A 26140-nucleotide genomic window follows, 5' to 3' on the forward strand; every position below is an offset into this window, starting at 1 on the left:
CCCTGAAAAGCAATACTATTATTAGTATAATTTTTGTACTTGTATATTAATGTTAGTATAGTTTTTAAATTAAGGAGTACATTATGAAAGAATACAATTACAAAAATTTGGCTGACGAATCAAACTTCGGCTCTCAAGTGTATCGTACAGGAATGTTTGATAAAATTCTTGGTATAAGCAAAACAGCAAAAGAAGCTGCGAATCAAGTAATACCAATTCCCACTATGCAAAGAACAGATAGACAATAATGGGAAAGAAGTGATACTAGAGTAGATAAAATAGAGAGGTATAAATGGCATTAAGGTCAAAACTGTTAGACGAAAAAGTTGTAAATTTGGCGAAAGAAATGTTAAAAAAGGTCAGAAATAACGCATATGTTTCAAAAAAGTTACAAGCGGTGATAGCAGGAAAAGAAAGTAGTATAAGCGCTGTGGCAAGAATATGTAAAATTTCAAGGACTGCTTTGACTGAATGGATAAAGCATCTAAAATTTGGTAGAGTAGAAAAATTATTTTCCCCTTCTCAGCGGCGAAGAAAAAGCAAATTAAACAAAAATCAACGTGAGCAAATTGAAATATGGGTAGAAAGAAATCCAAATATTACTATTAAGGAAGTGCAAATAAAAATCTCAGAGGAATTTGGCCTAAACATTAGCAAATCAACAGTGCATCGTGAGATACAAAGGATGAAGTTTTCTTATATAACACCGAGGCCAATTCACCATAAACAAGATAAAAACAAGCAAGAAGAGTTTAAAAAATACTTCAATAAAATAATCAATTCCCACCCTGAAAAGGAGGTATTTTTTTGATGAATCACGATTTGGAACTCATTCAAAAATCGGACACGGATGGTTTAAAAAAGGGGTCAGAACGCAGGTTAAAATGAAAATTGGTAGACAAAATTTCTATATCTACAGTGCGGTAAATCCAAGAAGTGGTAAGAAAATTAGCCTACTTGCTCCATATGTAAACACTAATTGTATGAATATATTTCTGGAGCAGATGTCGAAAGATTTAGGCACGAAAAAAGCCTTTCTTGTAATGGATTGTGCAGGCTGGCATAGATCAAAAAGTTTGAAAATTCAGAAAAACATTACCATTATATACTTGCCTCCTTATTCACCAGAACTGAATCCTGTTGAGAGGTTGTGGCAATATATCAAACACAATACTTTACGCAACAGAGTCTACGATACCATAGGCTTACTTGAAGATGTTCTGTGTAATTTTATTGTCAGTATTTCCAGTGCTACTATTAAACGAGTTTGTAATGTTTCTTATTTGTTCGATTAGTAATGGAATTTGGTATAAGATATAACAAAACTGTTTTGTCTGGTCGATGATTTTTGCAGAGATATAGAGAAAAATTTTGCAGATAAACTACTGCCAAACGGTAAAAACCCACAAGAGTGCCAGAAATTACACATTCGGAAATTATCACAATAATCCTCCTGTATCAGCAATCTCCCTGTGAAAATTTTAAGGCTTTCTACCTGCATTACCTAACATTGCTCTACAAACAGAGTTTTCGAAGTTGCCTTCATACACTAGGTTTGTTGCTCTAAAGTCCAGGGTTTTGTGGCATTTAGCCATGCTATTACAGTGCCTTTGCGGATGGTCAGAACTTACTGGAATCTCATACATAGATACAACTCCTATTGCAGTTTGCCATGCAAAAAGAATATCAAGAAATAAGGTTTTTGCTGGAATTGCAAAATTAAGCAAGAGTACATATGGCTGGTTTTTCGGCTTTAAACTACATTTGATAATTAACGAGAAAGGTGAAATTCAAGCTTTTACGCTTACAAGAGGTAATGTTGACGATAGAGAGCCTGTAGCAAACCTAACTAAGAAATTAACCGGTCTTTTGTTTGGTGATAAAGGCTATATTAAAAAAGAGCTTTTCCAAGAGTTGTTTAACCGCGGTTTGAAACTTGTTACCAAGGTGAAAAAGGGGATGAAAAACGCATTAATTTCACTACATGAAAAGATTTTGCTGAGAAAAAGGTCGATCATTGAGACGATTTTTGGCTACCTCAAAAATAGACTTGAAATTGAACATACTCGCCATAGATCTCCCGTTAATTTCTTGGTTCACATCTTTTCTACTCTCATTTCCTATTCCTTGAAATCCAAAAAGCCTTCCATTTCCTATACTTTCTTCCTTCCTTAATCCAGAATTAGCGTTTATACTACTTTCTTTTCCTGCTATCACCGCTTGTAACTTTTTTGAAACATATGCGTTATTTCTGACCTTTTTTAACATTTCTTTCGCCAAATTTACAACTTTTTCGTCTAACAGTTTTGACCTTAATGCCATTTATACCTCTCTATTTTATCTACTCTAGTATCACTTCTTTCCCATTATTGTCTATCTGTTCTTTACATAGTGGGAATTGGTATAAGATGCTGGAATGGTCTATTTTTGAGATTTTATCAATAGATTGCTGCCTATCTTCTTGATTGCACTCTTGATATAGTGTGACTTTTTTTTAAAGTAATTTTTAGCTGTTTTAGTCTATACCAAATTGAATTTATTCCAAATCCAAGATTTTGTTTCATCTCTGCCAGAGTATGATCTGGATTCTTTGTAACATGTTCTTCGAGTATTTTTGGGTCTATTTTTCGAATAAAGCTACCGTTTTTAGATGGCTTTAGGCTTTCACCAGCAGCTTTCTTTTTTAACCAGCGGTACAGCGTTGCTATTCCTATCTCCATGAGCTCTGCTATCTCAACCTTTGTCTTCCCTTTTTCTATCATCAATACTGCCTTTTCCCTTAAATCCACACTATATGCCATTATAACTCAAATACTTTATTATACTTTTATCATTTACTTTAGGAAATACTATATATAGAATTACTTTGTTAAATATTCTCTACTCCCAGGTTTCGTTATGGGTAATTGTTTTAACTCACTTGGCAGTTCTTTCTCGCTATAGTTTTGAATGTTCAGTTCAATCAAAGATATAATAGAAAAAGGTAGTTTTGTTTCACTACTTCTCTTTATCAAAGAAGCTTCAACAACAACTTTACCTCCCTTCTCTTCTGCACATTTTACTGCTTCAAGTGAAGATTTACCTGTGGTAATCACATCTTCAATTAGTAATATCTTCTCACCTTGTTTAATCTCAAATCCACGGCGTAATTCAAATTTACCATTAACACGTTCGCAAAATATTGTTCGGATTCCAAGCTGTCTACCAATCTCATAACCCACAATTATTCCACCAATTGCAGGAGATAGTATTAAGTCTATGGGTTCAACAAGCTCTTTTCTTATTTTATTTGCCAATAGCTCACAAACCTTCATTGCTCTGCTTGGATTTTCAAAAATTTTAGCGCATTGTATGTAAGTGTTGCTGTGCAGCCCTGACGAGAGTACAAAATGTCCGTGCAAAATCGCACCAGCCTCTTCAAACTCTTTTATTATCGGATTGTCTAGTATCATTCTAAGTTTTACATTCTTTATTAATTATCTGCGTTACACAGACATCAGACCAAACATTTATTGCAGTTTCAAACATATCAATGATTGTATAAATAGGTAAAATCAGCCCCATAATGTACAAAGGAACGTTCATTGATACCAAATAACTAGTTGCCATAAAATAGCACCCCATCGGCACTCCAGCGTTGCCAATTGCAGCTCCTGTAGCTAAGAAAATCCATATGAACATCTCACTTAAGGAAAATGTGTGCCCATTCATCTCCGCAACAAACATCACTGTGATTAAAATAAATGCAGCACACGCATTCATATTGACTGTTGTGCATATTGGTAGAATAAAAGATGACAATTTCTTTGGCACTTTTAGCTGATTTTGCACACAGTCTATGGTTGTCGGTAGTGTCGCACTGGATGATTTAGAAAAAAATGCCAGTATGAGTGCTGGCATAACTCCCCTTAGCGTCTGAATTGGTGATATACCTTTATACCACATGAGTAGTGGTAAAATCACAAATGCTTGCACGAAATTTGCAGACATTATGCAAGCAAAATACCAAAAAAGACTATGGAATTCGCTGCCACCTTTTAACTCGTATAAAAAACATGTGATAAAAGACCATACAGCAAAAGGAATAAACTTTAACAACCCTTGAGCAATTTTAAGAAGTGTATCAAACAGTGCAGAGAATATTTGGTGTAATATATCCTGTTTTTCTTTTGAGAGCGAAATAATGGCTCCACCCATCAAAAAAGCAATCAATATGCTGCCAATAACGTTATTTTCAAGAAAAACTTGCACAAAATTTGATGGAATGAGTGATTTTAAGTATGAGAAGTAATTGTGGTTGCTGTCACTCACACTTTCTATTGTGTTACTTATGAAATTTTTTCTTACTGGATCTATGAATAAATAGAAAGATAGCGCAACAAATGCAGCTATAATGGTTGTAAGCAGCGTATAAAACAGCGTCTTCTTAAGTAATACTTTAATTTCAATTGAGTCTTTAAGACCTGAAATTGTGGATACGATAGATAGAAAAACCAAAGGTAAACTGATTAATTTCAACAAACTGATGAATATATCACTAAATAGCTTTGCTACTTCAAATATCACTTCATTATTTAAATAGTAAGCGACAACTGCAAATAGTATAGAAAAGAATATTGCAAGTTTGCGCATTGAAAATAAAACCTCATAATAATATTATACAATAATTTTTGGAATTAGGTTAAGATAATCAGCAGCAGCTATCTACCTAACACTCTTATCTCCCACTCAAGTTCAATGTTAAATTTATCTTTAACTGCATCTTTTACTCTGTTGCCAAGGTTTTCTAAGTCAAGTGCAGTTGCATTATTGTAATTGAGTAGAAAATTACAATGTTTCTTAGAAATTTTAGCTACACCATTATCTAATCCTCGGCAGCCAGATTCATCAATCAGTTTCCATGCCTTGCAGCCTATTGGATTTTTGAATATACAACCAGCAGTTTTTCCTCTTACTGGTTGGCTTTTATTTTTTTTATCAATAACTTCTTTCAATCTTTGCAATATAAGCTCATACTCTGAACTTACTCCTTTAAATTCAGCTTCAATAAAAATCCACCTGCCTTTTAGACTATGTCCACGATAAAAATATCCCATTTCTTCGCTGGAGAATTCATATAGGTTCCCATCCTCTAGGTTTACTGCTTTTATGGATTGTACAACACTTGCGATATCACTACCATATGCACCTGCATTCATTTCTATTCCACCGCCAACTGTTCCTGGAATTCCTGCAAGAAACTCAAGTCCACTAATTTGCTTCTCCCCGGCAAAGTATGCAAGGTTAATAAGCAATGCAGCACCACCTGCAACAATGGAGTTATTATCTTTACATTTTATATATGCAAATTCCTTGCCTAATTTCACCGTTATTCCTCGAATGCCACTATCTCGAATTATTATGTTGGATGTTGCACCGATAATGCTAATTGGTAACTCAGTATCTTTTATCAAGCACATTAGATCTTCAACGTCACGTGGTTTAAATAGTACATCAGCTTGGCCACCAACATTTAACCAAGTCATTTTAGACATTGAAACATTATAACGGTAGATTCCACATACTTTAGGTAAGCTTATAAGCATTTTGATTTTAACTCTAATCCTGCATCCATACCCATTTTTTCTGCATCTTCTACAAACGAAGTGCGTTCAGTAAAGTATATACCTCTCTCGCCCGCTAACATACAACGAAGACGTAGCATGTTTTCACTCATATATTCTGCTAAGGCTGCAAGCGGCGTAAAGCATGAACCATTTACTGTCTTAATGAAACTGCGCTCTGATTTTGCCCTTATAAAAGACATATTATTATTAATTTTCTCTAAAAGATCGATAACTTTTCTATCATTCTTTCGGCATTGAATGCAAATTGCCCCCTGCCCTACTGCGCTTAACATGACTTTTGGTGGCAATACCTCTGTAATTAAGTAATATTTTTTTAATCTTATCAGCCCTGCTTCAGCTAAAATCATTCCATCAAAATTCTGATTTTGCAGTCTAGTTGTCACATTTCCACGCAGTGGCACTACATTTAAGTCTGGCCTGAGATTTAACAGCTGAACTTTTCTTCTTATTGAAGAAGTTGCAATTGTAGCCTGCTGTGGCAAAGTTTTTAGGCTCTTATATTTATGAGAAATAAATACATCACATGGACTTAGCCTCTCTAAAACACAAGGAATTGTTAAGTCCTTCGAGAAAAACGCAGGTACATCTTTTAGCGAATGAACCGCCATATCTATATTATTTTTGAGTAATTCAGCCTCAATCTCCCTGAGGAACAGTCCTTTACCTCCTATTTCAGCAAGGGTTACATTAGCATATTTATCACCAGAAGTTTTGATTTTAATGATCTCAACGGATAGATTAGGAAAAGACTCTAATAATCTTTGTTTTGCTTCCAAAGCTTGGATGATCGCAAGGTCGCTTCCTCTCGTACCTATTTTAACTAGCATATATCCTTCATATTATATGTCTATATTCTATGCCCATTTTTTATTATCTCCAATTTAGTTATTGAACATTTTACAATTAGCCCTTAGTATCACGAACATTTAGTAATCTAGGAGTATGTATGTTTGATCTTTTAAAAGATTCTAACTGCAGATTTAATAAAAAGAATATTTTACCTCTTGTATGTACCACTGTCGCTATTATTCTAACAGCATTAAGTGCAGTAGTAGCAATTCCCAGATTTTCCTCTCACCCCTCTCTATCTAGTCCTCTCGGTTGGAAAGATTTAAGTTATAATAAATTTCTTGCTAATCACATACCACTTAGCATAGTTATTTTCTTAACACTTGGTTTATGCACTTACCTTGCAATTGACAAAATTAGACAAAACAAACAAACAGAGAATCTGAGAGCCAACTCTGAACCTAATACATGTGTTTATACTGCTTCAATAAATGATGTTCTAGAAGAACAAAATCAATTATAGAGATATTGGTTCTAGGCTTGTTTTTTATCTTTCACGGACCTTTTCATTTAGGTGCTTGTGATTAGCAACCATTCAGTTTACACTGTACCTAAGTACAGTTTAAATTTATGCTAAACAAGCTCACAGTTAAATCTCTTTCAGTATTGCTAATTTTTTTGCTATCTCTATATATAATACTGCCAAACTTCTTTGATAATAAGTTTCTCACCTCAAAAAAGAGAATAAATTTAGGGCTTGACCTGAAAGGTGGATCATCTCTACTTCTAAATGTAGACTTAGATTTTTACTTCAAAGAGAAACTAAGCATGCTAACCGATGAAATAAAAGAAGGTCTGTTAACACAAAAGATTGAATTTAGCGCAAAAAACGATAAACAAGTGGTTGTAACTTTAAATAATATTGATGATTACAAAAAAGTTTCAACGTTAATACATAAAATAAACCCAAATTTAGAATTGAGTAGAAAAAATACTGCAATTTTCATTTCATATAAACCGCATTATAAGAATTCATTAATCAATGAAGTAGTTTCAGAGTCAATAGTTAATGTTCAAAGACGCTTAGATAAGCTTGGTACTAAGGAAGTAAGTGTGCAAAAACAAGGACAAAATAAGATATTAGTCCAAGTTCCTGGAGTAGAAGACACTCAGCAGATAAAATCTCTGCTTGGCAAAACAGCCAAGCTGGCCTTCCATTTGGCAAACACCAATGTAGCTAAAATGCAAGATATCGATCATGACACTACGATTATGCTCAAGGATTCTTTGGGTAATTCCTACCCGATATTCCGCAAAACTGAAATAGGCGGTGATTCATTAGTTAACGCATCAGTTAGATTTGGCAATTTAGGTAAACCAACAGTACATTTCAAATTCGACAGCATAGCAAGTAAAAAATTTGCAAAAATTACTAAAGAAAATGTAGGAAAGCCTTTTGCAATTGTTTTAGATAACACAGTCTTAACTGTACCAACAATACGTGAACCTATTCTAAATGGAGAGGGAGAAATTAGCGGTAATTTCACTGAAAAACAAGCGAGTGAACTTGCAATACTTTTAAAATCAGGTGCGCTACCTGCACCACTTAAAATAATTGAAGAAAAAAACATTGGTCCAAGCCTTGGAGAAGAGTCAATAAAAGCAGGAGAAATTGCAGCAATAATCTCTATTATAGCCGTTGGTTTATCTATAATCATTACTTACGGCAAATTAGGCTTATTAGCGTCTGTTGCACTCGTTTTTAATGTAATCTCTATACTACTCATTCTTACCTTACTTGAAGCAACTCTTACTCTCCCTGGAATTGCTGGAATTGCGCTAACTGTTGGCATGTCAGTGGATGCAAATGTTTTAATATTTGAACGCATCCGCGAAGAAATAAGAGCAGGAAAAAGAACAGCTCGTGCCATTGAAGAAGGATTTAAAAACGCAATAAAAACAATTCTTGATTCAAACCTCACTACACTAATTGCTTCAGGAATAATGTTCATTATTGGTAGCGGAGCAATTAGAGGATTTTCTATCACTTTATCGATAGGAGTTTTATGCTCGATGTTTTCTGCAATTATAGTCACAAAACTTCTGATAGAATTGTGCATGAACCCAAAAAAGCTAGTACTTTAGTATCTGTTCAGCAGAGTGACAAAATAAGATAGACGAGAAAAGACAACTAAATGGTTGTCATGAAAGTAGCTATCTAGTCTTTTCGTCGTCAAAAACGTTGTAACATGCTCACCAATTTAGTGAGCATAAAACCAATATATTTGTGGAGGAAAAGGAAAGAAGAAACAGAAACCATCTTCAGGCTATCACAAAGGATATGGACATAAGATTAAAGATATGGATAGATTTATCAAATTTCTGGATGGATATTAGAATTGAGATGGATATTAGAATTGAAAAGATAATTGAAGAATTTGGTAATATGTGTAGAAGCACAGTATATAACTACCTTAGCAAAGTAAACTATACATATAAAAAAAACTTTTCTTTATCGAGAAAGAGAAACGCAAAGAGTTCATAAAAAAAAGTAGAAGAAAGAAAACTTGATATACATAGATGAGTCTGGAATAGAGGACAATGAATTTTATGAATGTGGGTGGTCTCAAAGAGTCAAGAGGTTATTTGCCCAGGGTTTAAAAGAAAGAGGGTAAGCATGATTGGAGCACTGAATGAAGGAAAAGTTAAAGCACCATGGATAATTGATGGCTACTGCAACAGCGAGATTTTTGATGCTTATGTAGAAAATGTACTTGTTCCTGTATTTAAACCTGGACAGACTATTGTTCTCGACAATGCGAGCTTTTATAAATCTGCAAGGACGAAAAATTTGATAGAAAATATTGGGTGTAAAATTTTGTTCTTACCTCCATACTCGCCAGATTTAAATCCGATTGAGAAGTTCTGATCAAGCACGACATAAGAAAGGCTCTACAAACCTTTTGGCCCAATATTAATTCCGCTATTGATTTTGTCTTTCAGAGTGCTCGAGCAGATCTTACTTCGGTTAGCTATAGTATTTCCTAAAGTAAATGATAAAGGTATAATAAAGTATTTGAGTTATAATGGCATATAGTGTGGATTTAAGGGAAAAGGCAGTATTGATGATAGAAAAAGGGAAGACAAAGGTTGAGATAGCAGAGCTCATGGAGATAGGAATAGCAACGCTGTACCGCTGGTTAAAAAAGAAAGCTGCTGGTGAAAGCCTAAAGCCATCTAAAAACGGTAGCTTTATTCGAAAAATAGACCCAAAAATACTCGAAGAATATGTTACAAAGAATCCAGATCATACTCTGGCAGAGATGAAACAAAATCTTGGATTTGGAATAAATTCAATTTGGTATAGACTAAAACAGCTAAAAATTACTTTAAAAAAAAGTCACACTATATCAAGAGCGCAATCAAGAAGATAGGCAGCAATTTATTGATAAAATCTCAGAAATAGACCATTCCAGCATCTTATACCAAATTCCATTACTAATCGAACAAATAAGAAACATTACAAACTCGTTTAATAGTAGCACTGGAAATACTGACAATAAAATTACACAGAACATCTTCAAGTAAGCCTATGGTATCGTAGACTCTGTTGCGTAAAGTATTGTGTTTGATATATTGCCACAACCTCTCAACAGGATTCAGTTCTGGTGAATAAGGAGGCAAGTATATAATGGTAATGTTTTTCTGAATTTTCAAACTTTTTGATCTATGCCAGCCTGCACAATCCATTACAAGAAAGGCTTTTTTCGTGCCTAAATCTTTCGACATCTGCTCCAGAAATATATTCATACAATCAGTGTTTACATATGGAGCAAGTAGGCTAATTTTCTTACCACTTCTTGGATTTACCGCACTGTAGATATAGAAATTTTGTCTACCAATTTTCATTTAACCTGCGTTCTGACCCCTTTTTTAAACCATCCGTGTCCGATTTTTGAATGAGTTCCAAATCGTGATTCATCAAAAAAATACCTCCTTTTCAGGGTGGGAATTGACTATTTTATTGAAGTATTTTTTAAACTCTTCTTGCTTGTTTTTATCTTGTTTATGGTGAATTGGCCTCGGTGTTATATAAGAAAACTTCATCCTTTGTATCTCACGATGCACTGTTGATTTGCTAATGTTTAGGCCAAATTCCTCTGAGATTTTTATTTGCACTTCCTTAATAGTAATATTTGGATTTCTTTCTACCCATATTTCAATTTGCTCACGTTGATTTTTGTTTAATTTGCTTTTTCTTCGCCGCTGAGAAGGGGAAAATAATTTTTCTACTCTACCAAATTTTAGATGCTTTATCCATTCAGTCAAAGCAGTCCTTAAAATTTTACATATTCTTGCCACAGCGCTTATACTACTTTCTTTTCCTGCTATCACCGCTTGTAACTTTTTTGAAACATATGCGTTATTTCTGACCTTTTTTAACATTTCTTTCGCCAAATTTACAACTTTTTCGTCTAACAGTTTTGACCTTAATGCCATTTATACCTCTCTATTTTATCTACTCTAGTATCACTTCTTTCCCATTATTGTCTATCTGTTCTTTGCATAGTGGGAATTGGTATTACATATAGATGAAGCAGGAGTTGATAATAAGTTATACCGAGAATATGGACGTGCTCCAAGAGGAAAGAAAATTTATGCAGATATTCCAGCGAGAGAGAATCAGTATAGTAGCCGGGTGGATTGGAATGAGATTTATTGCACCAATGACTTTCAAAGGTGGGTGTGACAAAGAGGTATTCAATATATGGTTGGAGAAACCTAAATTGCCACTTGGCACAACCATAGTTATGGATAATGCTACATTTCATAAGACCACTAAAACAAAATCATTAATAGAGTCTTTTGGCTGTCATGTGCTGTATCTTCCAACATATTCACCAGATTTGAATCCTCACTTTTACCCACAACTTTGAGAGGTCATTATGCGAGGCATAACCATGCTTTCCCTGAGGTTTTCATAACCACGCCATAGAGTCATAGTTCCTGGTAAATTATCACTTTTTCTATTCATAAATCCACCTAATTTTCCTAACCAAATAATAGCTTGTTTTATGTTTGGAGGTTCTTCTGGCAATTTGGCTACTTTATGCTCACGTATGTAAAGGGTTTTCCACTCTTCATTACTTAAAACCTTAGTACAAACCTCCATAGGATTCGATAAAGCGATTTTTGTTAAATATAAAATATTAAATGCAATAATGCTCTTTATAGCGATTAATTTCTCTAATCTTTCTTTTGTAGCTAAACGAGAGCTTTCTACCTTACATCCTGATTTTAAAATCCTAAAATACTCCTCGATTTTCCATCTTAGCTTATACCAATTTATCCTTTCTATAGCATCTAAAGTGCTATTAACTGGTACATTAGTCAGCAAAGTCCAATCAATAGCTTCTACTCTTTCAGGAGGATTTGTTTCTTTGGCACTTACTACATATATAGCGATTTTATCACTTATTTTATGCTCTGTATCTTTCGATCCATAAATGTAAGGAGATCTGATAGGTATATAGCCTTTCATATACCTGACTTCAATGTTAGCTTTTCTTGAGATCTGGTATTTATTTTCAGCAACATTCAAGACAATTTCCTTTTTTACAGGCAGTTGAGTTATACGTGTTTGCAAATCCGTTTTTCCCCCTTCAATACAGATGAATTTCCTATTAGTTCGGTTGCGGATTACATAAAAACTGTCCAATGATTCAACAGTCCATAAAAACTTAAAAATATCTGCTTCCCTATCACCAATAGTAACAAGCTGTACACCTTCTGCGAGGTTATTTAGGGTTTCTTTTAGTGCCGCTATCCACTTATAGCTTTCTTTCTCCTTTATAGCAGTACGGTATTTCCTGTTTGCTTTTTCTTGGGCTGTTTCTTCCCTGATAGAACGTGCCCAACACTGTTGAGAAGATAGCCCTAAAGGTAATCCGTCTTTGTTAACCATTAAGTTACTGTGCAATAACAAACCCTTTTTATATTTTGTATAGGCTTTAGAAATACTACCTAGACCCTTAGTCTTTATATGAGAGTCAAAATCCAAATAACTTGTATCTTGAACTGAAAATACCAGCTCATTTCCTTTTATCCTTTCCATAGTTTCTTTATAATGGGAAGAATAAATTTCCTTAGCTTCAAGCTTCTCATTGCTAAATAATCTGTATGCACCTTTAGCTTCTTTCCATCCTACACAGCTTTGACTAATTGACCCAGACGCCTTATTCTCTATTAAATAGCTTGTTTTAATAAGTCTTGTATTAAGCCTTACATCTCCCAGATTAACATGTCTCAACTCTTTTTCTAGCCATTTATCTCCTAAGCCATCAGCACATTGTACATTTCTATTTACTTCACACATTTTTACCTCATCTTAAGTATATTTTTCTCTATCTTACTTGCTTTTTATACTTGTGGGTAAAAGTGAGATTTGAATCCCATAGAACACTGTTGGCATACCATCAAAAGCCGCCTCAGACCTCTAATGTATAAATGTACAGACTTACAACTTTTGGTTGGTAATACCATAATGGTAATTTATTATTCATTTTAGAAAATACTATATATTATTAAAATCTCGTATTCTACATTTGACTTTAATAGCTCTTTATCTTCCTGAAATCTGAATGTTTTATCAATGCATCTTCTATTCAGCCGTTAGCAATACTTTCACTTATTCCGTAGCTTTGCGCTATATGGAAATATGCACGGTATTTACGCAAATATTCTAGTGCTATTAACAAACATGCATTGTTTATTTGGTTTTCCCCCTCTTGCCTTTTTCTTGCCTCTTCCTCTATTAAAATTTCTATTATTTTTCCAATGTTTTTCTTTTTACTCCTCTTAGTCTTCGAAGCTTCTCTTCATCAAGTTTACTTACCTGCTCAAAATTTATACCTTCCCTAATATTGCTTCTACTACTTGTTTCTTAAGTTATCCAAGAAGTCTAATGGCAAGCACTGACCACTTTTGCTTCAGATGCCCTTGAACAGATATTATTACTAGAAATTAAACATCAAACCAACTTCAATATTATGAGTGGATATATCATCTGCAATAGGTATTGGGATACTAAAGTAACGATAGCCGAAAAAGGTTTTAACTTCTGGGATTATTGAGTAGTCAACACCAAGCTTTGCTTGATAAGCAAACCAAGGAACATTCAGTGGCATTGAATTTTCTGGTGACCCATTAATCTTTTTTAATCTAAAAACTGTTGGCCCTATACCAAGACTAATATATGGAGCAAATTGTGTATCTTGAATGCTGGAGTTATAATAGAAGTTTAATAAAAATGCAAACACGCTTGCTGATTTCTCAAATACCGGAGGAGAATTACTATCTTTAATATTGGCTGCAGAATACATAGCTTCAAAATCAACTCGGCCATTTTCCCCAGCATAGTAACCTAAAGATACACTCCTAAGCCACTGGAAATCAATTTTGCCGTTAAATTTCTCTATACTCTGAATTTCATCCACTAATCCCGCTTTGATAAACAATGATACTACTTTTTCTTGTAAAGAAAGATTAGGATTAGCTGTATTGATTAAATTAATAAACCTTTCTCCTATTGCCTTTATACCCTTTACAAATGTTTCTGAATTATCATTGTATATCTTACCACCGTTAGCACTAACATAGAAATCAAGTTTTTTTGATTTTTCCTTTGTAGGTTCAGCTTGATCTGCAATACTTGGCCACATATTTTTCTGATTAGCTACTTGGAAAACAGAAGGTGAACTACTTTCAAGTTCTTGACATTTTATTGGCACTTCTTTTTCAGTAACTTCTTCAGAATGTATCACACTTTCATTATTGTCCGTTTCTAATTTTAAGGGCTGCACTTGCTCAATGTGTGTATTGTTGTTGATATAAGTAATAAAAAAATAGACACACGGAATGAAGATGAAAAATAAAGCAATAGATATTCTAATTATCATAAATGAATTATCACTTATAGTATAACTACTATATCATATATTCCTTTAATGTACAAAAATTAAGAAATAATATTTCCAATTAAACAATTATTTTCTATTCCTTTAACATGAGCTTTCACAATACTTTTAGCTTGAACTCTTGATGTAAGTTTTATTAATGCAAAATTTTCTGTTCTACCAATATTATTCTGCTCAACCAAAACGCTTTGCTCAGTGCCGAGCAAAGATTGATAAAAACTGCTCATCATTTCTTTATTTATTTCTCTTAGATGCTTTACTCGTTCTTTACGTACATTCTCTGGTACTTGTGGCATCCGTGCAGCAGGTGTGTTTTTCCGCTCTGAATATGGAAAAGCATGTAGATAAACTACATTTATTTTTTTCAGTAAATCAACTGTATCCTGAAACATTTCATCAGTTTCTGTTGGAAATCCAGCAATAATATCAGCGCCAAATGCTATATTAAGTCTTAAGCTCTTCATTTTATGATAAAATTCTATCACTTGTTCTCTATTGTGACGACGTTTCATTCTCTTTAGTATTAAATTATTACCAGACTGTAGACTCAAGTGTAAGTGAGGCATAAGTCTTGACTCATTAGCTATTAAATCCATTAGTTCATCATCAACTTCAGCAACATCAATAGAGGAAAGTCTTAGTCTCTTTAACTGTGGTATATCCTTTAAAACTCTTCTAATCATTGAACTGAGTGATTGCTTACCAAACAAATCTGTACCAAAGTCAGTAATATCAACACCTGTAAACACCACTTCTTGATACCCATTTTCTATAAAAATCTTAATTTGCTCTATAATATTGCTTACTGGCACAGATCGATTATTTCCTCTTGCCTCAGTAATTGAGCAAAATGTACAACTATGATTACAACCATTTTGAATTTCAATAAATGCCCTTGATTTATCTTCAAATCCATTAATGAGAATAGGTTCTACTTGGTTATCACTGACTAAGATTTCATCATTATTTAGTAGATAATTTTCAGCTCTTAGCTTGTCTTGATTACCTAGCACTTTACTTACACCAGGAATATCACTATATGATTTAGGATCTAATTGAACGGCACAGCCAACTACGATAATTTCTTTACTTGGGTCGTTTTTATAGATCTTACGTATTTTTTGCTTCACTTGGCGTTCTGCTTCGTTTGTCACTGCACAGCTATGCACTACAACAACATTTTCTCTCTTTGCTTTTTTTAATGCTTCTTTGATTAACTCACTCTCGTAGAAATTTAGACGACAACCAAATGTTATTACTTCATTCATGCTTTTGCTTTAATAGATCTAAATTATATCAAATATCCAAGCAAAATGACTATTTTTTTGGTAGATATTATAATTTAAACATAACCTCTAGAGTTGAAAATCACAGGAAGAATTTGTAGATATACAGTAAGATCATTTAGCATTAAAAAAAGCTTAAGGCCAATGATGTTAACCTCAAGCGAATATAAACCAAAAAACATTTTGCTAAACCTTGAAGCTCTACCATGCAAATTCATCTATATCATTTGGTACATAAGTGTCAGAATAAGCTTCATCCAAACTTTCCGTGTGATTCATAGAGGTTATTGCAACTAATTTGTCAGATCAAGTCTGAACTTGAAATATCTGTTAAGAGGTTTTGTATTTTTGAAGTGACTTTAACTCTTGGTTATGTTTGTAATTTTGCATGACAAATGTTTCTTTTGATGAAGTATAATTTTTTTGTATTTCACTTAGACAAGGAATTGTTTTTTCCAGTTCTTTATATTTTTCCCAAGGAGTCTTTCCCTGAAGAGAGCTATGAGGACGTTGTTTATTATAATATTCTTCCCAATCCCTAAGCTTGACTTGCAATTCATAATCCTTAATGTTAACGCTACTATAAAATTCATCTAAATCTGTACGCTGCGCTCTTTCTACTTTACCATTTCAATGTGGGGAAAACGGCTTAATTGGACGGAATTTTATTTTCCATTCTTTTAGACACTCTTGCACTTCGTAAGTAAAAAATTCTTGTCCTCTATCGGTTTGAATCCTTTGACAATGAAATGGAGCCCTTTTCCTTAAGTCATAACTATATGCTACTGGCATCCTTACCTTCACTACTATAAATCTATATCTTACTCTTTTTGGACTATTATGGGAAGGGCTATACATCATCTTTCCCATCTTGATACTGAAGTGTGAATTTGATTGAACTTTGTATAGTAGCTATAGCTGCATCTTTTGAGTTTTCATATTCCTTTGTCTTGTTAGGGTCTAATACAGATATAGACATTTTAGATTCAATTTTTGTATAACTTGATTCAGTGCAATTAATATTTATTGTTTTCTTGAGAACCCCAGTTACGAGGTTGTGGCTTGCCAACGCAGGTGTATCAACATGAAAAGATAAATTACCATCATAACCAAGTTAGTTACAACTGGTGATTAACTCTTCCAAAATAGGATCACTTGGAACTTTTGCTGCAGCATATTTGAACATTTCCCTGAAAACTTCTTTTGCAATTAGGCGATAATTATTGTTTTTATCTCCTTTTTTTTGGTAATAGATGAGTGTACCCTTTACCTAGATTGTAAAACCTTTCAAACTCCTCTTTATATTGGTCGGTTTTTTTTATTGCCAGGTATCTCTTGCTTTTTATAATGTCTATCCCAAACTTTATCAAAATTATGTTGATCTACTCCATCTATCAATGCACCAATTAAAATTTCGTCTAGACTTTTGCTGTTAATAACAAACCTCATTCTTCGAAAATCGTCATACATCTGTTTTCCAGTAGTTGCTAACTTGTTGTTTTTGTCAGCCCTTAACCTGCTAAAATCAAACTTTTCCGCTTGAGCCTTGAGCGTAACTACTGGATTTCCCTTTTTTTCCTGTATAGAGTTGTTCATTGTTAATACTTTGATATGAATTGCTGATAGTATAATAATACATAAAAATAGTTAATATATCAATAATACACTTAACATAGACAGTCATAATAGGGTGACAGGATTTTAGTAAGGCTCTATTATGAATAAACGGTTTTATACAGTATGAATGTTGATGAGCAGTCAAGTGTGCTGACTTTTCTAAATAGTAAAATTGAGAATATACCAAGGTTTCATTCCGCAATATTGCCTAAACTTTGCGGTGGAGACAGAGTAATCGACTTGCTGTTTTATAGGCCGCTCAGCTATGTGGATAGAAGTAAATCACTACCTGATGCTCAAGTGGGAGAATTTACAACTTTTATGGCAAAAGTGTATGAGCACCAGCGCCCCACTGTTAGAGGTAGGCCATATAAAATAATCGTTGAAAGTGAAAGTCAGTATTTATTTATAGTTTTTTTTAATTACTCAGTTAAATATTTGTATAAATTATTTCCAGTTGGAACAGATATAGTAATCAGTGGTAAACTTGAAAAGTTTGCCGAACATTGGCAAATTACTCACCCAGATTACATGTTGTCTGATATCAATCTATTTAAAGAAATAGCCTGCATAGAGCCAGTTTACCAATTATGTCGCGGTATTACTAACAAGAGCATTAGAAACATAATAAGTTCTAATCTAAAAGATTTGCCTGATTTATCAGAGTGGATAGATGAAACATTAATCAAGCAAAAGAAATGGCTGAATTGGAAAGAAAGCATCATAAGATTGCACAGACCGAGCTCACTCGTAGAAGCAGAAGTTTGCAGAGAAAGACTTGCTTATGATGAGCTATGTGCCTATCAGCTGGCGCTAAAACTTGCGAGGGAAAATCATGTAAAAAAAGGAGGAAGGGAATTTGTAATATTGAATAAATACAAAGAGCAGATCTTAAATGAATTACCGTTCCAATTAACAAATGATCAAATTCGAGCGATAGGTGAAATTTCAGAGAGACAAAAATCTAAATACCGCATGGTAAGTCTGCTGCAAGGTGACGTTGGGAGTGGCAAAACTGTAGTTGCACTCTTTGCGATGCTGAATGTGGTAGAAAATAACATGCAAGTAGCTCTAATGGCACCAACTACTATCTTGGCTGAGCAACATTATAATTGGATCGAAGAAGCTCTATCTTGTACTGATATAAAAGTTGCTTTGCTTACCGGCAAAACTGCGCGCAAGGAAAGAAAGATTATTATGAACGAACTTGCAAGTGGTATTTTAAATATAGTAATTGGTACTCATGCATTATTTCAAGCCAACGTTACATTTAAAAATTTAGGACTCGCAGTCATAGACGAACAACAGCGATTTGGAGTGATACAGAGGAATCGGTTGGTAGGAAAAGGAGAAGATACCGATATACTTTTTATTACTGCAACTCCCATTCCAAGAACCTTGCAGCAAGCTATGTATGGTGATGTTGAATGTTCTATTTTAAGGGAAAAACCAAAATCTAGATTGCCAATAAAAACCGTTATTATGAACGTTAAAAAAGTATCAGATATTATTCAAAAACTGAAAGATGCTATAAATAGAGGCGAAAAAGCATATTGGATTTGTCCATATATAGAAGAAAACGAAGAACTCAATATTGCCGCAGCAGAAATGCGCTTTCAGGAACTACAAAAGACATTTTTTGATAGAGTTGGAATAATACACGGAAAACTAACTCAAGAGCAGAAAGATCAAGTGATGTTTTCCTTCAAGAGAAATGAATTTTCTCTGCTTGTTGCAACTACTGTGATAGAAGTTGGCATAGATGTACCAGATGCAACTATTATGATTATAGAGAATGCAGAGCAGTTCGGGTTATCGCAATTACATCAGTTAAGAGGTAGAGTAGGACGAGGAAATAAACCGTCTTTTTGTGTACTGTTATATGACAATCTCAGTAAAAGTTCGTATTCAAAGTTAAAGATTATGTGTGAGTCACAAGATGGATTTTATATTGCTGAAAAGGATATGATGCTGAGGGGTAGCGGAGATATTCTAGGCACAAAACAATCAGGGTGCATGGAGTTTAAATTTGCTGATTTATATGAGGACAGAGAATTGCTCAACCTTGCATATAATAGTGCAAAAGGTACAATAGCTAATTTTGAATTACTGCTTGATATATTTGAATATAGAAGTAGACTACATTTTTCAAAATTTCAGTAATCTTCCAAGCCATAACCTTCATGAGTAGAAATTCCTTGACAGACGGGAGTATTTAAAAAACCATACGCGTCAAGTTAAGGAAAAATAAGAGTGAAGAAGAAGTTTTTACCATAAGAATAAATTGTGCAGAGTTAATAGCAGGCCCTGTAAACAAAATGTTAGCAGGTCAAATTAATCAAGGGCAGGAAGTATAAAAATGAAAAAAAAGCGGTAACTTAGCCTAATGACAATAAATATATATATATAGAAGGTACCGCTTTAAAGAGCACAAAAGGAATACACAGTAAAAGCGAGAAGAAGTTGAGAATATGTATGGAAGCAGTGTGGAGAAGTGGCTGCCAATGATCAAAAATTTACCACAATTACAGAAGTATACACAAGAGGTTTAAAAGGTGATGCAAAAAGGGAATTTTGGCAAAATGACTTAAGTATGCACAACAAGATCCAGATTTGCATAATTGATGATCAGATGTCATTCATGCTCAGCCTATATATAGAAAAAATTCTCAAGCTCAAGAGGGCTTAGGGTGGAACTAAAATTCATGGACTTGTTGACGCACGTAATTAATTTCTTTTTTTTAAGTTAATTAATGTTAACAAGCCACGTCTGCCTGTAATCAGGTTAATACCAAAATATAATGTAAGAGAAGAAATGGGCAGTGCTATGGTTAAATACAACAATTTTTGTTTCTTTCTAACCATGCTTCCATATGAAAAACATATGACATAAAAAGGAAAACAAAAAGCTAAGAACCTTGACGCGCTTTACATCTTGGCTTTACCTTATTTATAATATAAACCTTACCACCCCTTTTCACAACTTTACAATTTTTATCTCTGTTACGATGAGATTTTAGTGACCCTTTAACTTTCATATCTACAGTAAGAATAGAATTACCTTACATTATGATCACTGACAGAGAGTTAGTCAATTGATAAATTTTTCACATTTTATTAAAATACTGTATAATTGTCGCTGATACTTCTTCGATTGACTTTTGCGTGACATCAATAATTGGCCAGTTATTTTGCTTAAAGAACTCCTCTGCTTCTTTAATTTCCTTTTCTACTTTTCTAGGGTCAGCATATATATTATTACCTTCATTATTAATTGAAGTCAGTCTATTTTTGCGTATTTCTATTAGCCTTCTTACGTCTATTGTTACTCCTATAGTCAGTTTATTTCTTAATTTTGCTAAGTCGACGTAAAAGGGTATCTCGCTAACAAAAGGAACATTTGCAACTTTATAGCCTCGGTAAGCTAAATACATACTGGTGGGAGATTTTGATGTGCGTGAAACTCCAACCAAAATTATATCGGCTTTATCAATATCTTGAATATTTTGTCCATCATCATGATTAATGGTATAGTTTATTGCCTCAATGCGCTGAAAATATTCGTTATTTATCTCAGCATGTAAGTCAAGTTTTTCGTCTTTTTTAATTTCAAGATAGGATGAGATTTCCCTCATAATGTGTGATAATATCGCTCTGTAGGGGATTTTTAGCTTTATACAATTATTTTTTAGATATTTTCTTAGCTCATCATTAGTAATAGTGCATATAACAAAATTATGCTCATCACTTTTTCTATTAATTTCCTCTAAAATTTTGTCAATCTGCTCTTCTCCTTTTACGAAAGACCAAACATATTCGATCGTTTCTACAGAACGAAAGTGTTTCAGAGCTGATTTTGCAACTGATATAACAGTTTCACCACTTGAATCTGACACTAAGTGTAGGTTAAGCTTTTTAAGGATCATCAACGTTATACTAAAAATAATAGCAAGCAATCTGCTACTGAAATTGTGCTAATTTATTATACTACGTAAATATAGAAAAACTATCTTGTTGATAAAACTCAAACTAATTGATAAATTCTTAACACAATTATTCTCAAAACGAATGTTTTTATTAAAGCCTACAAATTTCACTTCTTTTACTAAAAAAGCTCTACCTTGGCTTGGGGTTATTTGTTTCGCATGTTTTTTAATTGGAATGTTCTTGGCATTATTCTTCTCCCCAGGAGATTATAAACAAGGAGAAATTGTACGAATTATGTATCTTCATGTGCCTTCTGCATGGCTTGCTCTTGGAATATACGGACTCATTGCATCACTCAGTTTCATTTCATTGGTGTGGAACAATAGCGTTGCTAGTGTTTTGGCACATGCTGCTGCTCCTGCAGGGACAGTCTTTTCGGCAATATGCTTAATCACAGGTAGCGTCTGGGGAAAAGGAACATGGGGTACTTGGTGGGTATGGGATGCAAGGCTTACTTCAATGCTGATTTTGTTTTTTCTGTATGTTGGTTATCTTTCATTGTGGAGCGCTTTTGATAATCAAGCAAGAGCAGAGAAATCATCAGCAGTATTTGCCATTTTTAGTGCTATAAATATTCCCATAGTAAAATTTTCTGTGAATTTATGGTCTACTCTTCATCAGCCAGCAAGTATTTTTAGAAAAGGTGGAGTAGCAATAGAAGGTTCTTTACTGCTGCCACTCGTTGCAATGTTTATATTTTGTGCAACATTCTTTTTAGTAGTGTGGATACTTAATGCCCTTCATTTAATTAATTTGCAGAAGATAAAGAGAGAAATCAGCATGCGATATTAGGTATATGGTTCCAGAGTGTAATGTTGTGAACAGCGACAGAGATTAAAATGTAGAGCAATCATCCATTAGCAGGTTCCAGAACTAATTACGTACAAACCACACTTCAAGATTATAGTGATTAATCACAGGAAAGTAGAAGAATCATGACTCTCTAAGGTGAACTGTATGCAAAATTAGCAAAGATACGTTAGAAATTGAAAGAAAATTTCTATTGATAGATATGCTATATTTATAATGCAAGTTATTAAATTTTTAATTACTTTAGCTTTTAACGCTAATTCTGGATTAAGGAAGGAAGAAAGTATAGGAAATGGAAGGCTTTTTGGATTTCAAGGAATAGGAAATGAGAGTAGAAAAGATGTGAACCAAGAAATTAACGGGAGATCTATGGCGAGTATGTTCAATTTTAAGTCTATTTTTGAGGTAGCCAAAAATCGTCTCAATGATCGACCTTTTTCTCAGCAAAATCTTTTCATGTAGTGAAATTAATGCGTTTTTCATCCCCTTTTTCACCTTGGTAACAAGTTTCAAACCGCGGTTAAACAACTCTTGGAAAAGCTCTTTTTTAATATAGCCTTTATCACCAAACAAAAGACCGGTTAATTTCTTAGTTAGGTTTGCTACAGGCTCTCTATCGTCAACATTACCTCTTGTAAGCGTAAAAGCTTGAATTTCACCTTTCTCGTTAATTATCAAATGTAGTTTAAAGCCGAAAAACCAGCCATATGTACTCTTGCTTAATTTTGCAATTCCAGCAAAAACCTTATTTCTTGATATTCTTTTTGTATGGCAAACTGCAATAGGAGTTGTATCTATGTATGAGATTCCAGTAAGTTCTGACCATCCGCAAAGGCACTGTAATAGCATGGCTAAATGCCACAAAACCCTGGGCTTTAGAGCAACAAACCTAGTGTATGAAGGCAACTTCGAAAACTCTGATTTGTAGAGCAATGTTAGGTAATGCAGGTAGAAAGCCTTAAAATTTTCACAGGGAGATTGCTGATACAGGAGGATTATTGTGATAATTTCCGAATGTGTAATTTCTGGTACTCTTGTGGGTTTTTTACCGTTTGGCAGTAGTTTATCTGCAAAATTTTTCTCTATATCTCTGCAAAAATCATCGACCAGACAAAACAGTTTTGTTATATCTTCCATGGGTAACCTCATCTATTTTTTTCTATTTGTTGAGTTTACCCTACTCTCCTGACTTTTCTATTCTCTTTTTAATCCAGAATTAGCGTTTCGAGTATTTTTGGGTCTATTTTTCGAATAAAGCTACCGTTTTTATACCAATTCCCACTATGTAAAGAACAGATAGACAATAATGGGAAAGAAGTGATACTAGAGTAGATAAAATAGAGAGGTATAAATGGCATTAAGGTCAAAACTGTTAGACGAAAAAGTTGTAAATTTGGCGAAAGAAATGTTAAAAAAGGTCAGAAATAACGCATATGTTTCAAAAAAGTTACAAGCGGTGATAGCAGGAAAAGAAAGTAGTATAAGCGCTGTGGCAAGAATATGTAAAATTTCAAGGACTGCTTTGACTGAATGGATAAAGCATCTAAAATTTGGTAGAGTAGAAAAATTATTTTCCCCTTCTCAGCGGCGAAGAAAAAGCAAATTAAACAAAAATCAACGTGAGCAAATTGAAATATGGGTAGAAAGAAATCCAAATATTACTATTAAGGAAGTGCAAATAAAAATCTCAGAGGAATTTGGCCTAAACATTAGCAAATCAACAGTGCATCGTGAGATACAAAGGATGAAGTTTTCTTATATAACACCGAGGCCAATTCACCATAAACAAGATAAAAACAAGCAAGAAGAGTTTAAAAAATACTTCAATAAAATAGTCAATTCCCACCCTGAAAAGGAGGTATTTTTTTGATGAATCACGATTTGGAACTCATTCAAAAATCGGACACGGATGGTTTAAAAAAGGGGTCAGAACGCAGGTTAAATGAAAATTGGTAGACAAAATTTCTATATCTACAGTGCGGTAAATCCAAGAAGTGGTAAGAAAATTAGCCTACTTGCTCCATATGTAAACACTGATTGTATGAATATATTTCTGGAGCAGATGTCGAAAGATTTAGGCACGAAAAAAGCCTTTCTTGTAATGGATTGTGCAGGCTGGCATAGATCAAAAAGTTTGAAAATTCAGAAAAACATTACCATTATATACTTGCCTCCTTATTCACCAGAACTGAATCCTGTTGAGAGGTTGTGGCAATATATCAAACACAATACTTTACGCAACAGAGTCTACGATACCATAGGCTTACTTGAAGATGTTCTGTGTAATTTTATTGTCAGTATTTCCAGTGCTACTATTAAACGAGTTTGTAATGTTTCTTATTTGTTCGATTAGTAATGGAATTTGGTATAACATCTTCTCCAACCATATATTGAATACCTCTTTGTCACACCCACCTTTGAAAGTCATTGGTGCAATAAATCTCATTCCAATCCACCCGGCTACTATACTGATTCTCTCTCGCTGGAATATCTGCATAAATTTTCTTTCCTCTTGGAGCACGTCCATATTCTCGGTATAACTTATACCAATTCTCATTATTAATGAACCAAATAAGAAGCATAGCAGAGTTGTTTAACCGTGGAAGGGGAAAGAGAGGTAATAAATTTACACAAAGCGCATTCAAGCAGAACAATTGTATCGTAGATTTTATTGCGTAAAATGTTCTGTTTTATATATAACCAAAACCTCTCAACAGGATTGAGTTCAGGTGAGTATGGTGGTAGGTATATAATTTCGATATTTTTAGGTGCCTTTAAATTTTTTGACTTATGCCAACTAGCGCAATCCATCAAGAGAAAAGCCTTTCGTATTCCTAAATATTGCGACATCTGTTCAAGGAATATATTTATACAATCAGTGTTGACGTTTGGTGCAAATAAGCTAAAATTCTCTCCATTTCTGGGATTAACTGTACTATAGAGATAAAAATTTTCCCTACCTAATTTTACCTTAACCTGTGTCCTACTGCCTTTTTTAAACCACCCATGTCCAACTTTTGAATGTGTACCAAACCGTGATTCATCGAAGAAAAATAGCTCTTTTTCAGAATGCATGACAATAGTTTCATTGAGGTTTTTTTTAAAACTCCTCTTGCTTGTTTTTATCTTGTCCACTATGAACTGGTCTTGGTGTGATATATGAGAATTTCATTCTTTGCATATTACGATGTATTGCGGATTTGCTGATATTCAAACCAAATCTTTCTTGGATTCTTATTCTCATTTCTCTAATAGTAATATTGGGGTTTTCCTCTATCCACAACTCAATTCGTTCAAGTTGACTTTGGTTCAATATAGTTTTTCTACGGCGTTGAGGTGGAGCAAATAATTTTTCTTCTCTTCCAAATTTTATGTGCTTTATCCATGTAGTAATTGCCTTTCTCGAAATGCAACATATTTTTGCTACAGCTGTTATACTGTGCTTTTTTGCTGCAATTACAGCATTTAGTTTTTTTGCAACATACGCATTATTTCTTACTCTCTTCAGCATCTCTTTTGCTGATTTCACCACTTTTTCATCCAATAATTTTGATCTTAATGCCATCTAAACCTCGCTATTTTACTTACTTCAGTATGGCTTTTTTTCCATTATTTTCTATTCGTTGCTTGTATAGCGGGAATTGGTATAAGATGCTGGAATGGTCTATTTTTGAGATTTTATCAATAAATTGCTGCCTATCTTCTTGATTGCGCTCTTGATATAGTGTGACTTTTTTTTAAAGTAATTTTTAGCTGTTTTAGTCTATACCAAATTGAATTTATTCCAAATCCAAGATTTTGTTTCATCTCTGCCAGAGTATGATCTGGATTCTTTGTAACATATTCTTCGAGTATTTTTGGGTCTATTTTTCGAATAAAGCTACCGTTTTTAGATGGCTTTAGGCTTTCACCAGCAGCTTTCTTTTTTAACCAGCGGTACAGCGTTGCTATTCCTATCTCCATGAGCTCTGCTATCTCAACCTTTGCCTTCCCTTTTTCTATCATCAATACTGCCTTTTCCCTTAAATCCACACTATATGCCATTATA

The 26140-nt window shown here is 33.9% G+C and carries 28 protein-coding genes and 5 pseudogenes; 13 read left to right on the forward strand and 20 right to left on the reverse strand.

Annotation, left to right across the window (positions count from 1 at the left end; genetic code table 11):
- The first annotated feature begins 83 nt into the window (after positions 1 to 83).
- From O1Q06_RS03195 to O1Q06_RS03205, 3 genes and pseudogenes are all read left to right on the forward strand, one after another.
- On the forward strand, positions 84 to 248 hold the full coding sequence (locus O1Q06_RS03195) for a hypothetical protein (protein WP_410542986.1): 165 nt from the start codon (positions 84 to 86) through the stop codon (positions 246 to 248).
- 44 nt (positions 249 to 292) lie between these two features.
- A protein-coding gene (locus O1Q06_RS03200) for an IS630-like element ISWpi10 family transposase (protein ID WP_410542987.1) occupies positions 293 to 1295 on the forward strand; the annotation gives its coding sequence in 2 pieces (ribosomal slippage) (positions 293 to 802 and positions 804 to 1295; 1002 coding nt in all).
- A gap of 21 nt (positions 1296 to 1316) precedes the next feature.
- Positions 1317 to 2175: pseudogene (locus O1Q06_RS03205) on the forward strand (IS982 family transposase).
- 9 nt (positions 2176 to 2184) lie between these two features.
- On the opposite strand, the pseudogene O1Q06_RS03210 reads toward O1Q06_RS03205, so the two are convergent.
- The 6 genes and pseudogenes from O1Q06_RS03210 to hemC form a co-directional block, all read right to left on the reverse strand.
- A pseudogene (locus O1Q06_RS03210) lies at positions 2185 to 2322 on the reverse strand (IS630 family transposase); the annotation flags it as partial.
- Positions 2323 to 2453: 131 nt separating this feature from the next.
- A complete protein-coding gene (locus O1Q06_RS03215) occupies positions 2454 to 2801 on the reverse strand; it encodes an IS630 transposase-related protein (RefSeq protein WP_410542988.1) in 348 nt (115 codons plus the stop codon).
- A 60-nt stretch (positions 2802 to 2861) separates the two neighbouring features.
- Complete coding sequence (gene pyrE / locus O1Q06_RS03220; RefSeq protein WP_213863764.1) at positions 2862 to 3452, reverse strand: orotate phosphoribosyltransferase; 591 nt, start codon at positions 3450 to 3452, stop codon at positions 2862 to 2864.
- A 1-nt stretch (position 3453) separates the two neighbouring features.
- The gene (locus tag O1Q06_RS03225) at positions 3454 to 4632 is read right to left on the reverse strand and encodes a dicarboxylate/amino acid:cation symporter (RefSeq protein ID WP_410542989.1); all 1179 of its coding nucleotides are present in this window, start codon (positions 4630 to 4632) and stop codon (positions 3454 to 3456) included.
- A 68-nt stretch (positions 4633 to 4700) separates the two neighbouring features.
- A complete protein-coding gene (gene murB, locus O1Q06_RS03230; protein ID WP_410542990.1) occupies positions 4701 to 5585 on the reverse strand; it encodes a UDP-N-acetylmuramate dehydrogenase in 885 nt (294 codons plus the stop codon).
- The gene (gene hemC / locus O1Q06_RS03235) at positions 5576 to 6454 is read right to left on the reverse strand and encodes a hydroxymethylbilane synthase (RefSeq protein ID WP_410542991.1); all 879 of its coding nucleotides are present in this window, start codon (positions 6452 to 6454) and stop codon (positions 5576 to 5578) included. Before hemC ends, murB begins: the two co-directional genes overlap by 10 nt.
- 119 nt (positions 6455 to 6573) lie before the next feature.
- Between hemC and O1Q06_RS03240 the strand changes: the two genes are divergently transcribed.
- From O1Q06_RS03240 to O1Q06_RS03260, 5 genes are all read left to right on the forward strand, one after another.
- Positions 6574 to 6939: a hypothetical protein gene (locus O1Q06_RS03240; protein WP_410542992.1), complete on the forward strand. Its 366-nt coding sequence runs from the start codon at positions 6574 to 6576 to the stop codon at positions 6937 to 6939.
- 107 nt (positions 6940 to 7046) lie between these two features.
- Positions 7047 to 8561 carry a protein translocase subunit SecD gene (gene secD / locus O1Q06_RS03245; protein WP_410542993.1) on the forward strand — a complete coding sequence of 505 codons (1515 nt, stop codon included), beginning with the start codon at positions 7047 to 7049 and terminating at the stop codon, positions 8559 to 8561.
- Positions 8562 to 8757: 196 nt separating this feature from the next.
- On the forward strand, positions 8758 to 8961 hold the full coding sequence (locus O1Q06_RS03250) for a hypothetical protein (RefSeq protein ID WP_410542994.1): 204 nt from the start codon (positions 8758 to 8760) through the stop codon (positions 8959 to 8961).
- Between the two features lie 69 nt (positions 8962 to 9030).
- On the forward strand, positions 9031 to 9345 hold the full coding sequence (locus O1Q06_RS03255) for a transposase (protein WP_410542995.1): 315 nt from the start codon (positions 9031 to 9033) through the stop codon (positions 9343 to 9345).
- 157 nt (positions 9346 to 9502) lie between these two features.
- Positions 9503 to 9850 (forward strand): transposase, encoded by a 348-nt coding sequence (locus O1Q06_RS03260; RefSeq protein ID WP_264336399.1) that lies wholly within the window; start codon positions 9503 to 9505, stop codon positions 9848 to 9850.
- A 64-nt stretch (positions 9851 to 9914) separates the two neighbouring features.
- Here O1Q06_RS03260 and O1Q06_RS03265 read toward each other — a convergent pair.
- Positions 9915 to 10916 (reverse strand): annotated as a pseudogene (locus O1Q06_RS03265) (IS630-like element ISWpi10 family transposase).
- A 92-nt stretch (positions 10917 to 11008) separates the two neighbouring features.
- On the opposite strand from O1Q06_RS03265, the gene O1Q06_RS03270 reads away from it, so the two are divergent.
- On the forward strand, positions 11009 to 11353 hold the full coding sequence (locus O1Q06_RS03270) for a transposase (protein ID WP_410542514.1): 345 nt from the start codon (positions 11009 to 11011) through the stop codon (positions 11351 to 11353).
- Here O1Q06_RS03270 and O1Q06_RS03275 read toward each other — a convergent pair.
- The 7 genes and pseudogenes from O1Q06_RS03275 to O1Q06_RS03305 form a co-directional block, all read right to left on the reverse strand.
- Positions 11338 to 12792, reverse strand: a complete 1455-nt coding sequence (locus O1Q06_RS03275) for an IS4 family transposase (protein ID WP_410542272.1) — start codon at positions 12790 to 12792, stop codon at positions 11338 to 11340. The genes O1Q06_RS03270 and O1Q06_RS03275 overlap by 16 nt on opposite strands.
- 289 nt (positions 12793 to 13081) lie before the next feature.
- Positions 13082 to 13174 (reverse strand): transposase family protein, encoded by a 93-nt coding sequence (locus O1Q06_RS03280; RefSeq protein WP_410542996.1) that lies wholly within the window; start codon positions 13172 to 13174, stop codon positions 13082 to 13084.
- A gap of 258 nt (positions 13175 to 13432) precedes the next feature.
- The gene (locus O1Q06_RS03285; RefSeq protein ID WP_410542997.1) at positions 13433 to 14374 is read right to left on the reverse strand and encodes an outer membrane protein; all 942 of its coding nucleotides are present in this window, start codon (positions 14372 to 14374) and stop codon (positions 13433 to 13435) included.
- A gap of 59 nt (positions 14375 to 14433) precedes the next feature.
- Positions 14434 to 15660, reverse strand: a complete 1227-nt coding sequence (mtaB, locus tag O1Q06_RS03290) for a tRNA (N(6)-L-threonylcarbamoyladenosine(37)-C(2))-methylthiotransferase MtaB (RefSeq protein ID WP_410542998.1) — start codon at positions 15658 to 15660, stop codon at positions 14434 to 14436.
- A 348-nt stretch (positions 15661 to 16008) separates the two neighbouring features.
- Positions 16009 to 16296 (reverse strand): annotated as a pseudogene (locus tag O1Q06_RS03295) (integrase core domain-containing protein); the annotation flags it as partial.
- A 12-nt stretch (positions 16297 to 16308) separates the two neighbouring features.
- Complete coding sequence (locus O1Q06_RS03300) at positions 16309 to 16470, reverse strand: hypothetical protein (protein WP_410542999.1); 162 nt, start codon at positions 16468 to 16470, stop codon at positions 16309 to 16311.
- Positions 16471 to 16977: 507 nt separating this feature from the next.
- Entirely contained in the window at positions 16978 to 17274 is a 297-nt protein-coding gene (locus tag O1Q06_RS03305; protein ID WP_410543000.1) for a hypothetical protein, read from the reverse strand.
- Positions 17275 to 17418: 144 nt separating this feature from the next.
- Here O1Q06_RS03305 and recG point away from each other — a divergent pair, with 144 nt between their 5' ends.
- Positions 17419 to 19458: an ATP-dependent DNA helicase RecG gene (gene recG, locus O1Q06_RS03310; RefSeq protein ID WP_410543001.1), complete on the forward strand. Its 2040-nt coding sequence runs from the start codon at positions 17419 to 17421 to the stop codon at positions 19456 to 19458.
- 331 nt (positions 19459 to 19789) lie between these two features.
- Positions 19790 to 19984 (forward strand): hypothetical protein, encoded by a 195-nt coding sequence (locus tag O1Q06_RS03315; protein ID WP_010402151.1) that lies wholly within the window; start codon positions 19790 to 19792, stop codon positions 19982 to 19984.
- Between the two features lie 220 nt (positions 19985 to 20204).
- Here the strand turns inward: O1Q06_RS03315 and ykgO are convergent, their stop codons facing one another.
- The gene (gene ykgO / locus O1Q06_RS03320; RefSeq protein WP_006015378.1) at positions 20205 to 20333 is read right to left on the reverse strand and encodes a type B 50S ribosomal protein L36; all 129 of its coding nucleotides are present in this window, start codon (positions 20331 to 20333) and stop codon (positions 20205 to 20207) included.
- A 69-nt stretch (positions 20334 to 20402) separates the two neighbouring features.
- A complete protein-coding gene (locus O1Q06_RS03325) occupies positions 20403 to 21221 on the reverse strand; it encodes a pyruvate, water dikinase regulatory protein (RefSeq protein ID WP_410543143.1) in 819 nt (272 codons plus the stop codon).
- Between the two features lie 142 nt (positions 21222 to 21363).
- On the opposite strand from O1Q06_RS03325, the gene ccmC reads away from it, so the two are divergent.
- The gene (ccmC, locus tag O1Q06_RS03330) at positions 21364 to 22074 is read left to right on the forward strand and encodes a heme ABC transporter permease CcmC (protein ID WP_410543144.1); all 711 of its coding nucleotides are present in this window, start codon (positions 21364 to 21366) and stop codon (positions 22072 to 22074) included.
- Between the two features lie 285 nt (positions 22075 to 22359).
- Here ccmC and O1Q06_RS03335 read toward each other — a convergent pair whose 3' ends face one another.
- Positions 22360 to 23229 carry an IS982 family transposase gene (locus O1Q06_RS03335; RefSeq protein WP_410543002.1) on the reverse strand — a complete coding sequence of 290 codons (870 nt, stop codon included), beginning with the start codon at positions 23227 to 23229 and terminating at the stop codon, positions 22360 to 22362.
- Positions 23230 to 23443: 214 nt separating this feature from the next.
- On the opposite strand from O1Q06_RS03335, the pseudogene O1Q06_RS03340 reads away from it, so the two are divergent.
- A pseudogene (locus O1Q06_RS03340) lies at positions 23444 to 24445 on the forward strand (IS630-like element ISWpi10 family transposase).
- Here O1Q06_RS03340 and O1Q06_RS03345 read toward each other — a convergent pair.
- The 3 genes from O1Q06_RS03345 to O1Q06_RS03355 form a co-directional block, all read right to left on the reverse strand.
- On the reverse strand, positions 24356 to 24649 hold the full coding sequence (locus O1Q06_RS03345) for a hypothetical protein (RefSeq protein WP_410543003.1): 294 nt from the start codon (positions 24647 to 24649) through the stop codon (positions 24356 to 24358). The pseudogene O1Q06_RS03340 and the gene O1Q06_RS03345 sit on opposite strands and share 90 nt — an antisense overlap.
- Before the next feature lie 2 nt (positions 24650 to 24651).
- Positions 24652 to 25657 (reverse strand): IS630 family transposase gene (locus tag O1Q06_RS03350; RefSeq protein ID WP_410542215.1). Its coding sequence is split into 2 segments (ribosomal slippage): positions 24652 to 25197 and positions 25199 to 25657, totalling 1005 coding nucleotides; the frame shifts between segments, so codons are not numbered across the junction.
- A gap of 131 nt (positions 25658 to 25788) precedes the next feature.
- Positions 25789 to 26136: an IS630 transposase-related protein gene (locus O1Q06_RS03355; RefSeq protein WP_410543004.1), complete on the reverse strand. Its 348-nt coding sequence runs from the start codon at positions 26134 to 26136 to the stop codon at positions 25789 to 25791.
- Between the last annotated feature and the right edge of the window lie 4 nt (positions 26137 to 26140).

Source organism: Wolbachia endosymbiont of Tetranychus urticae (genome assembly GCF_046529255.1).
Classification (GTDB): Bacteria; Pseudomonadota; Alphaproteobacteria; order Rickettsiales; family Anaplasmataceae; genus Wolbachia.

Coding starts and splice junctions, on each gene's coding strand:
- O1Q06_RS03195 (WP_410542986.1), top strand. CDS start 84: ATGAAAGAATACAATTACAAAAATTTGGCTGACGAATCAAACTTCGGC.
- O1Q06_RS03215 (WP_410542988.1), bottom strand. CDS start 2,801: ATGGCATATAGTGTGGATTTAAGGGAAAAGGCAGTATTGATGATAGAA.
- pyrE (WP_213863764.1), bottom strand. CDS start 3,452: ATGATACTAGACAATCCGATAATAAAAGAGTTTGAAGAGGCTGGTGCG.
- O1Q06_RS03225 (WP_410542989.1), bottom strand. CDS start 4,632: ATGCGCAAACTTGCAATATTCTTTTCTATACTATTTGCAGTTGTCGCT.
- murB (WP_410542990.1), bottom strand. CDS start 5,585: ATGCTTATAAGCTTACCTAAAGTATGTGGAATCTACCGTTATAATGTT.
- hemC (WP_410542991.1), bottom strand. CDS start 6,454: ATGCTAGTTAAAATAGGTACGAGAGGAAGCGACCTTGCGATCATCCAA.
- O1Q06_RS03240 (WP_410542992.1), top strand. CDS start 6,574: ATGTTTGATCTTTTAAAAGATTCTAACTGCAGATTTAATAAAAAGAAT.
- secD (WP_410542993.1), top strand. CDS start 7,047: ATGCTAAACAAGCTCACAGTTAAATCTCTTTCAGTATTGCTAATTTTT.
- O1Q06_RS03250 (WP_410542994.1), top strand. CDS start 8,758: ATGGACATAAGATTAAAGATATGGATAGATTTATCAAATTTCTGGATG.
- O1Q06_RS03255 (WP_410542995.1), top strand. CDS start 9,031: ATGTGGGTGGTCTCAAAGAGTCAAGAGGTTATTTGCCCAGGGTTTAAA.
- O1Q06_RS03260 (WP_264336399.1), top strand. CDS start 9,503: ATGGCATATAGTGTGGATTTAAGGGAAAAGGCAGTATTGATGATAGAA.
- O1Q06_RS03270 (WP_410542514.1), top strand. CDS start 11,009: ATGAAGCAGGAGTTGATAATAAGTTATACCGAGAATATGGACGTGCTC.
- O1Q06_RS03275 (WP_410542272.1), bottom strand. CDS start 12,792: ATGTGTGAAGTAAATAGAAATGTACAATGTGCTGATGGCTTAGGAGAT.
- O1Q06_RS03285 (WP_410542997.1), bottom strand. CDS start 14,374: ATGATAATTAGAATATCTATTGCTTTATTTTTCATCTTCATTCCGTGT.
- mtaB (WP_410542998.1), bottom strand. CDS start 15,660: ATGAATGAAGTAATAACATTTGGTTGTCGTCTAAATTTCTACGAGAGT.
- O1Q06_RS03300 (WP_410542999.1), bottom strand. CDS start 16,470: ATGCCAGTAGCATATAGTTATGACTTAAGGAAAAGGGCTCCATTTCAT.
- O1Q06_RS03305 (WP_410543000.1), bottom strand. CDS start 17,274: ATGAACAACTCTATACAGGAAAAAAAGGGAAATCCAGTAGTTACGCTC.
- recG (WP_410543001.1), top strand. CDS start 17,419: ATGAATGTTGATGAGCAGTCAAGTGTGCTGACTTTTCTAAATAGTAAA.
- ykgO (WP_006015378.1), bottom strand. CDS start 20,333: ATGAAAGTTAAAGGGTCACTAAAATCTCATCGTAACAGAGATAAAAAT.
- O1Q06_RS03325 (WP_410543143.1), bottom strand. CDS start 21,221: ATGATCCTTAAAAAGCTTAACCTACACTTAGTGTCAGATTCAAGTGGT.
- ccmC (WP_410543144.1), top strand. CDS start 21,364: ATGTTTTTATTAAAGCCTACAAATTTCACTTCTTTTACTAAAAAAGCT.
- O1Q06_RS03335 (WP_410543002.1), bottom strand. CDS start 23,229: ATGGAAGATATAACAAAACTGTTTTGTCTGGTCGATGATTTTTGCAGA.
- O1Q06_RS03345 (WP_410543003.1), bottom strand. CDS start 24,649: ATGAGAATTGGTATAAGTTATACCGAGAATATGGACGTGCTCCAAGAG.
- O1Q06_RS03355 (WP_410543004.1), bottom strand. CDS start 26,136: ATGGCATATAGTGTGGATTTAAGGGAAAAGGCAGTATTGATGATAGAA.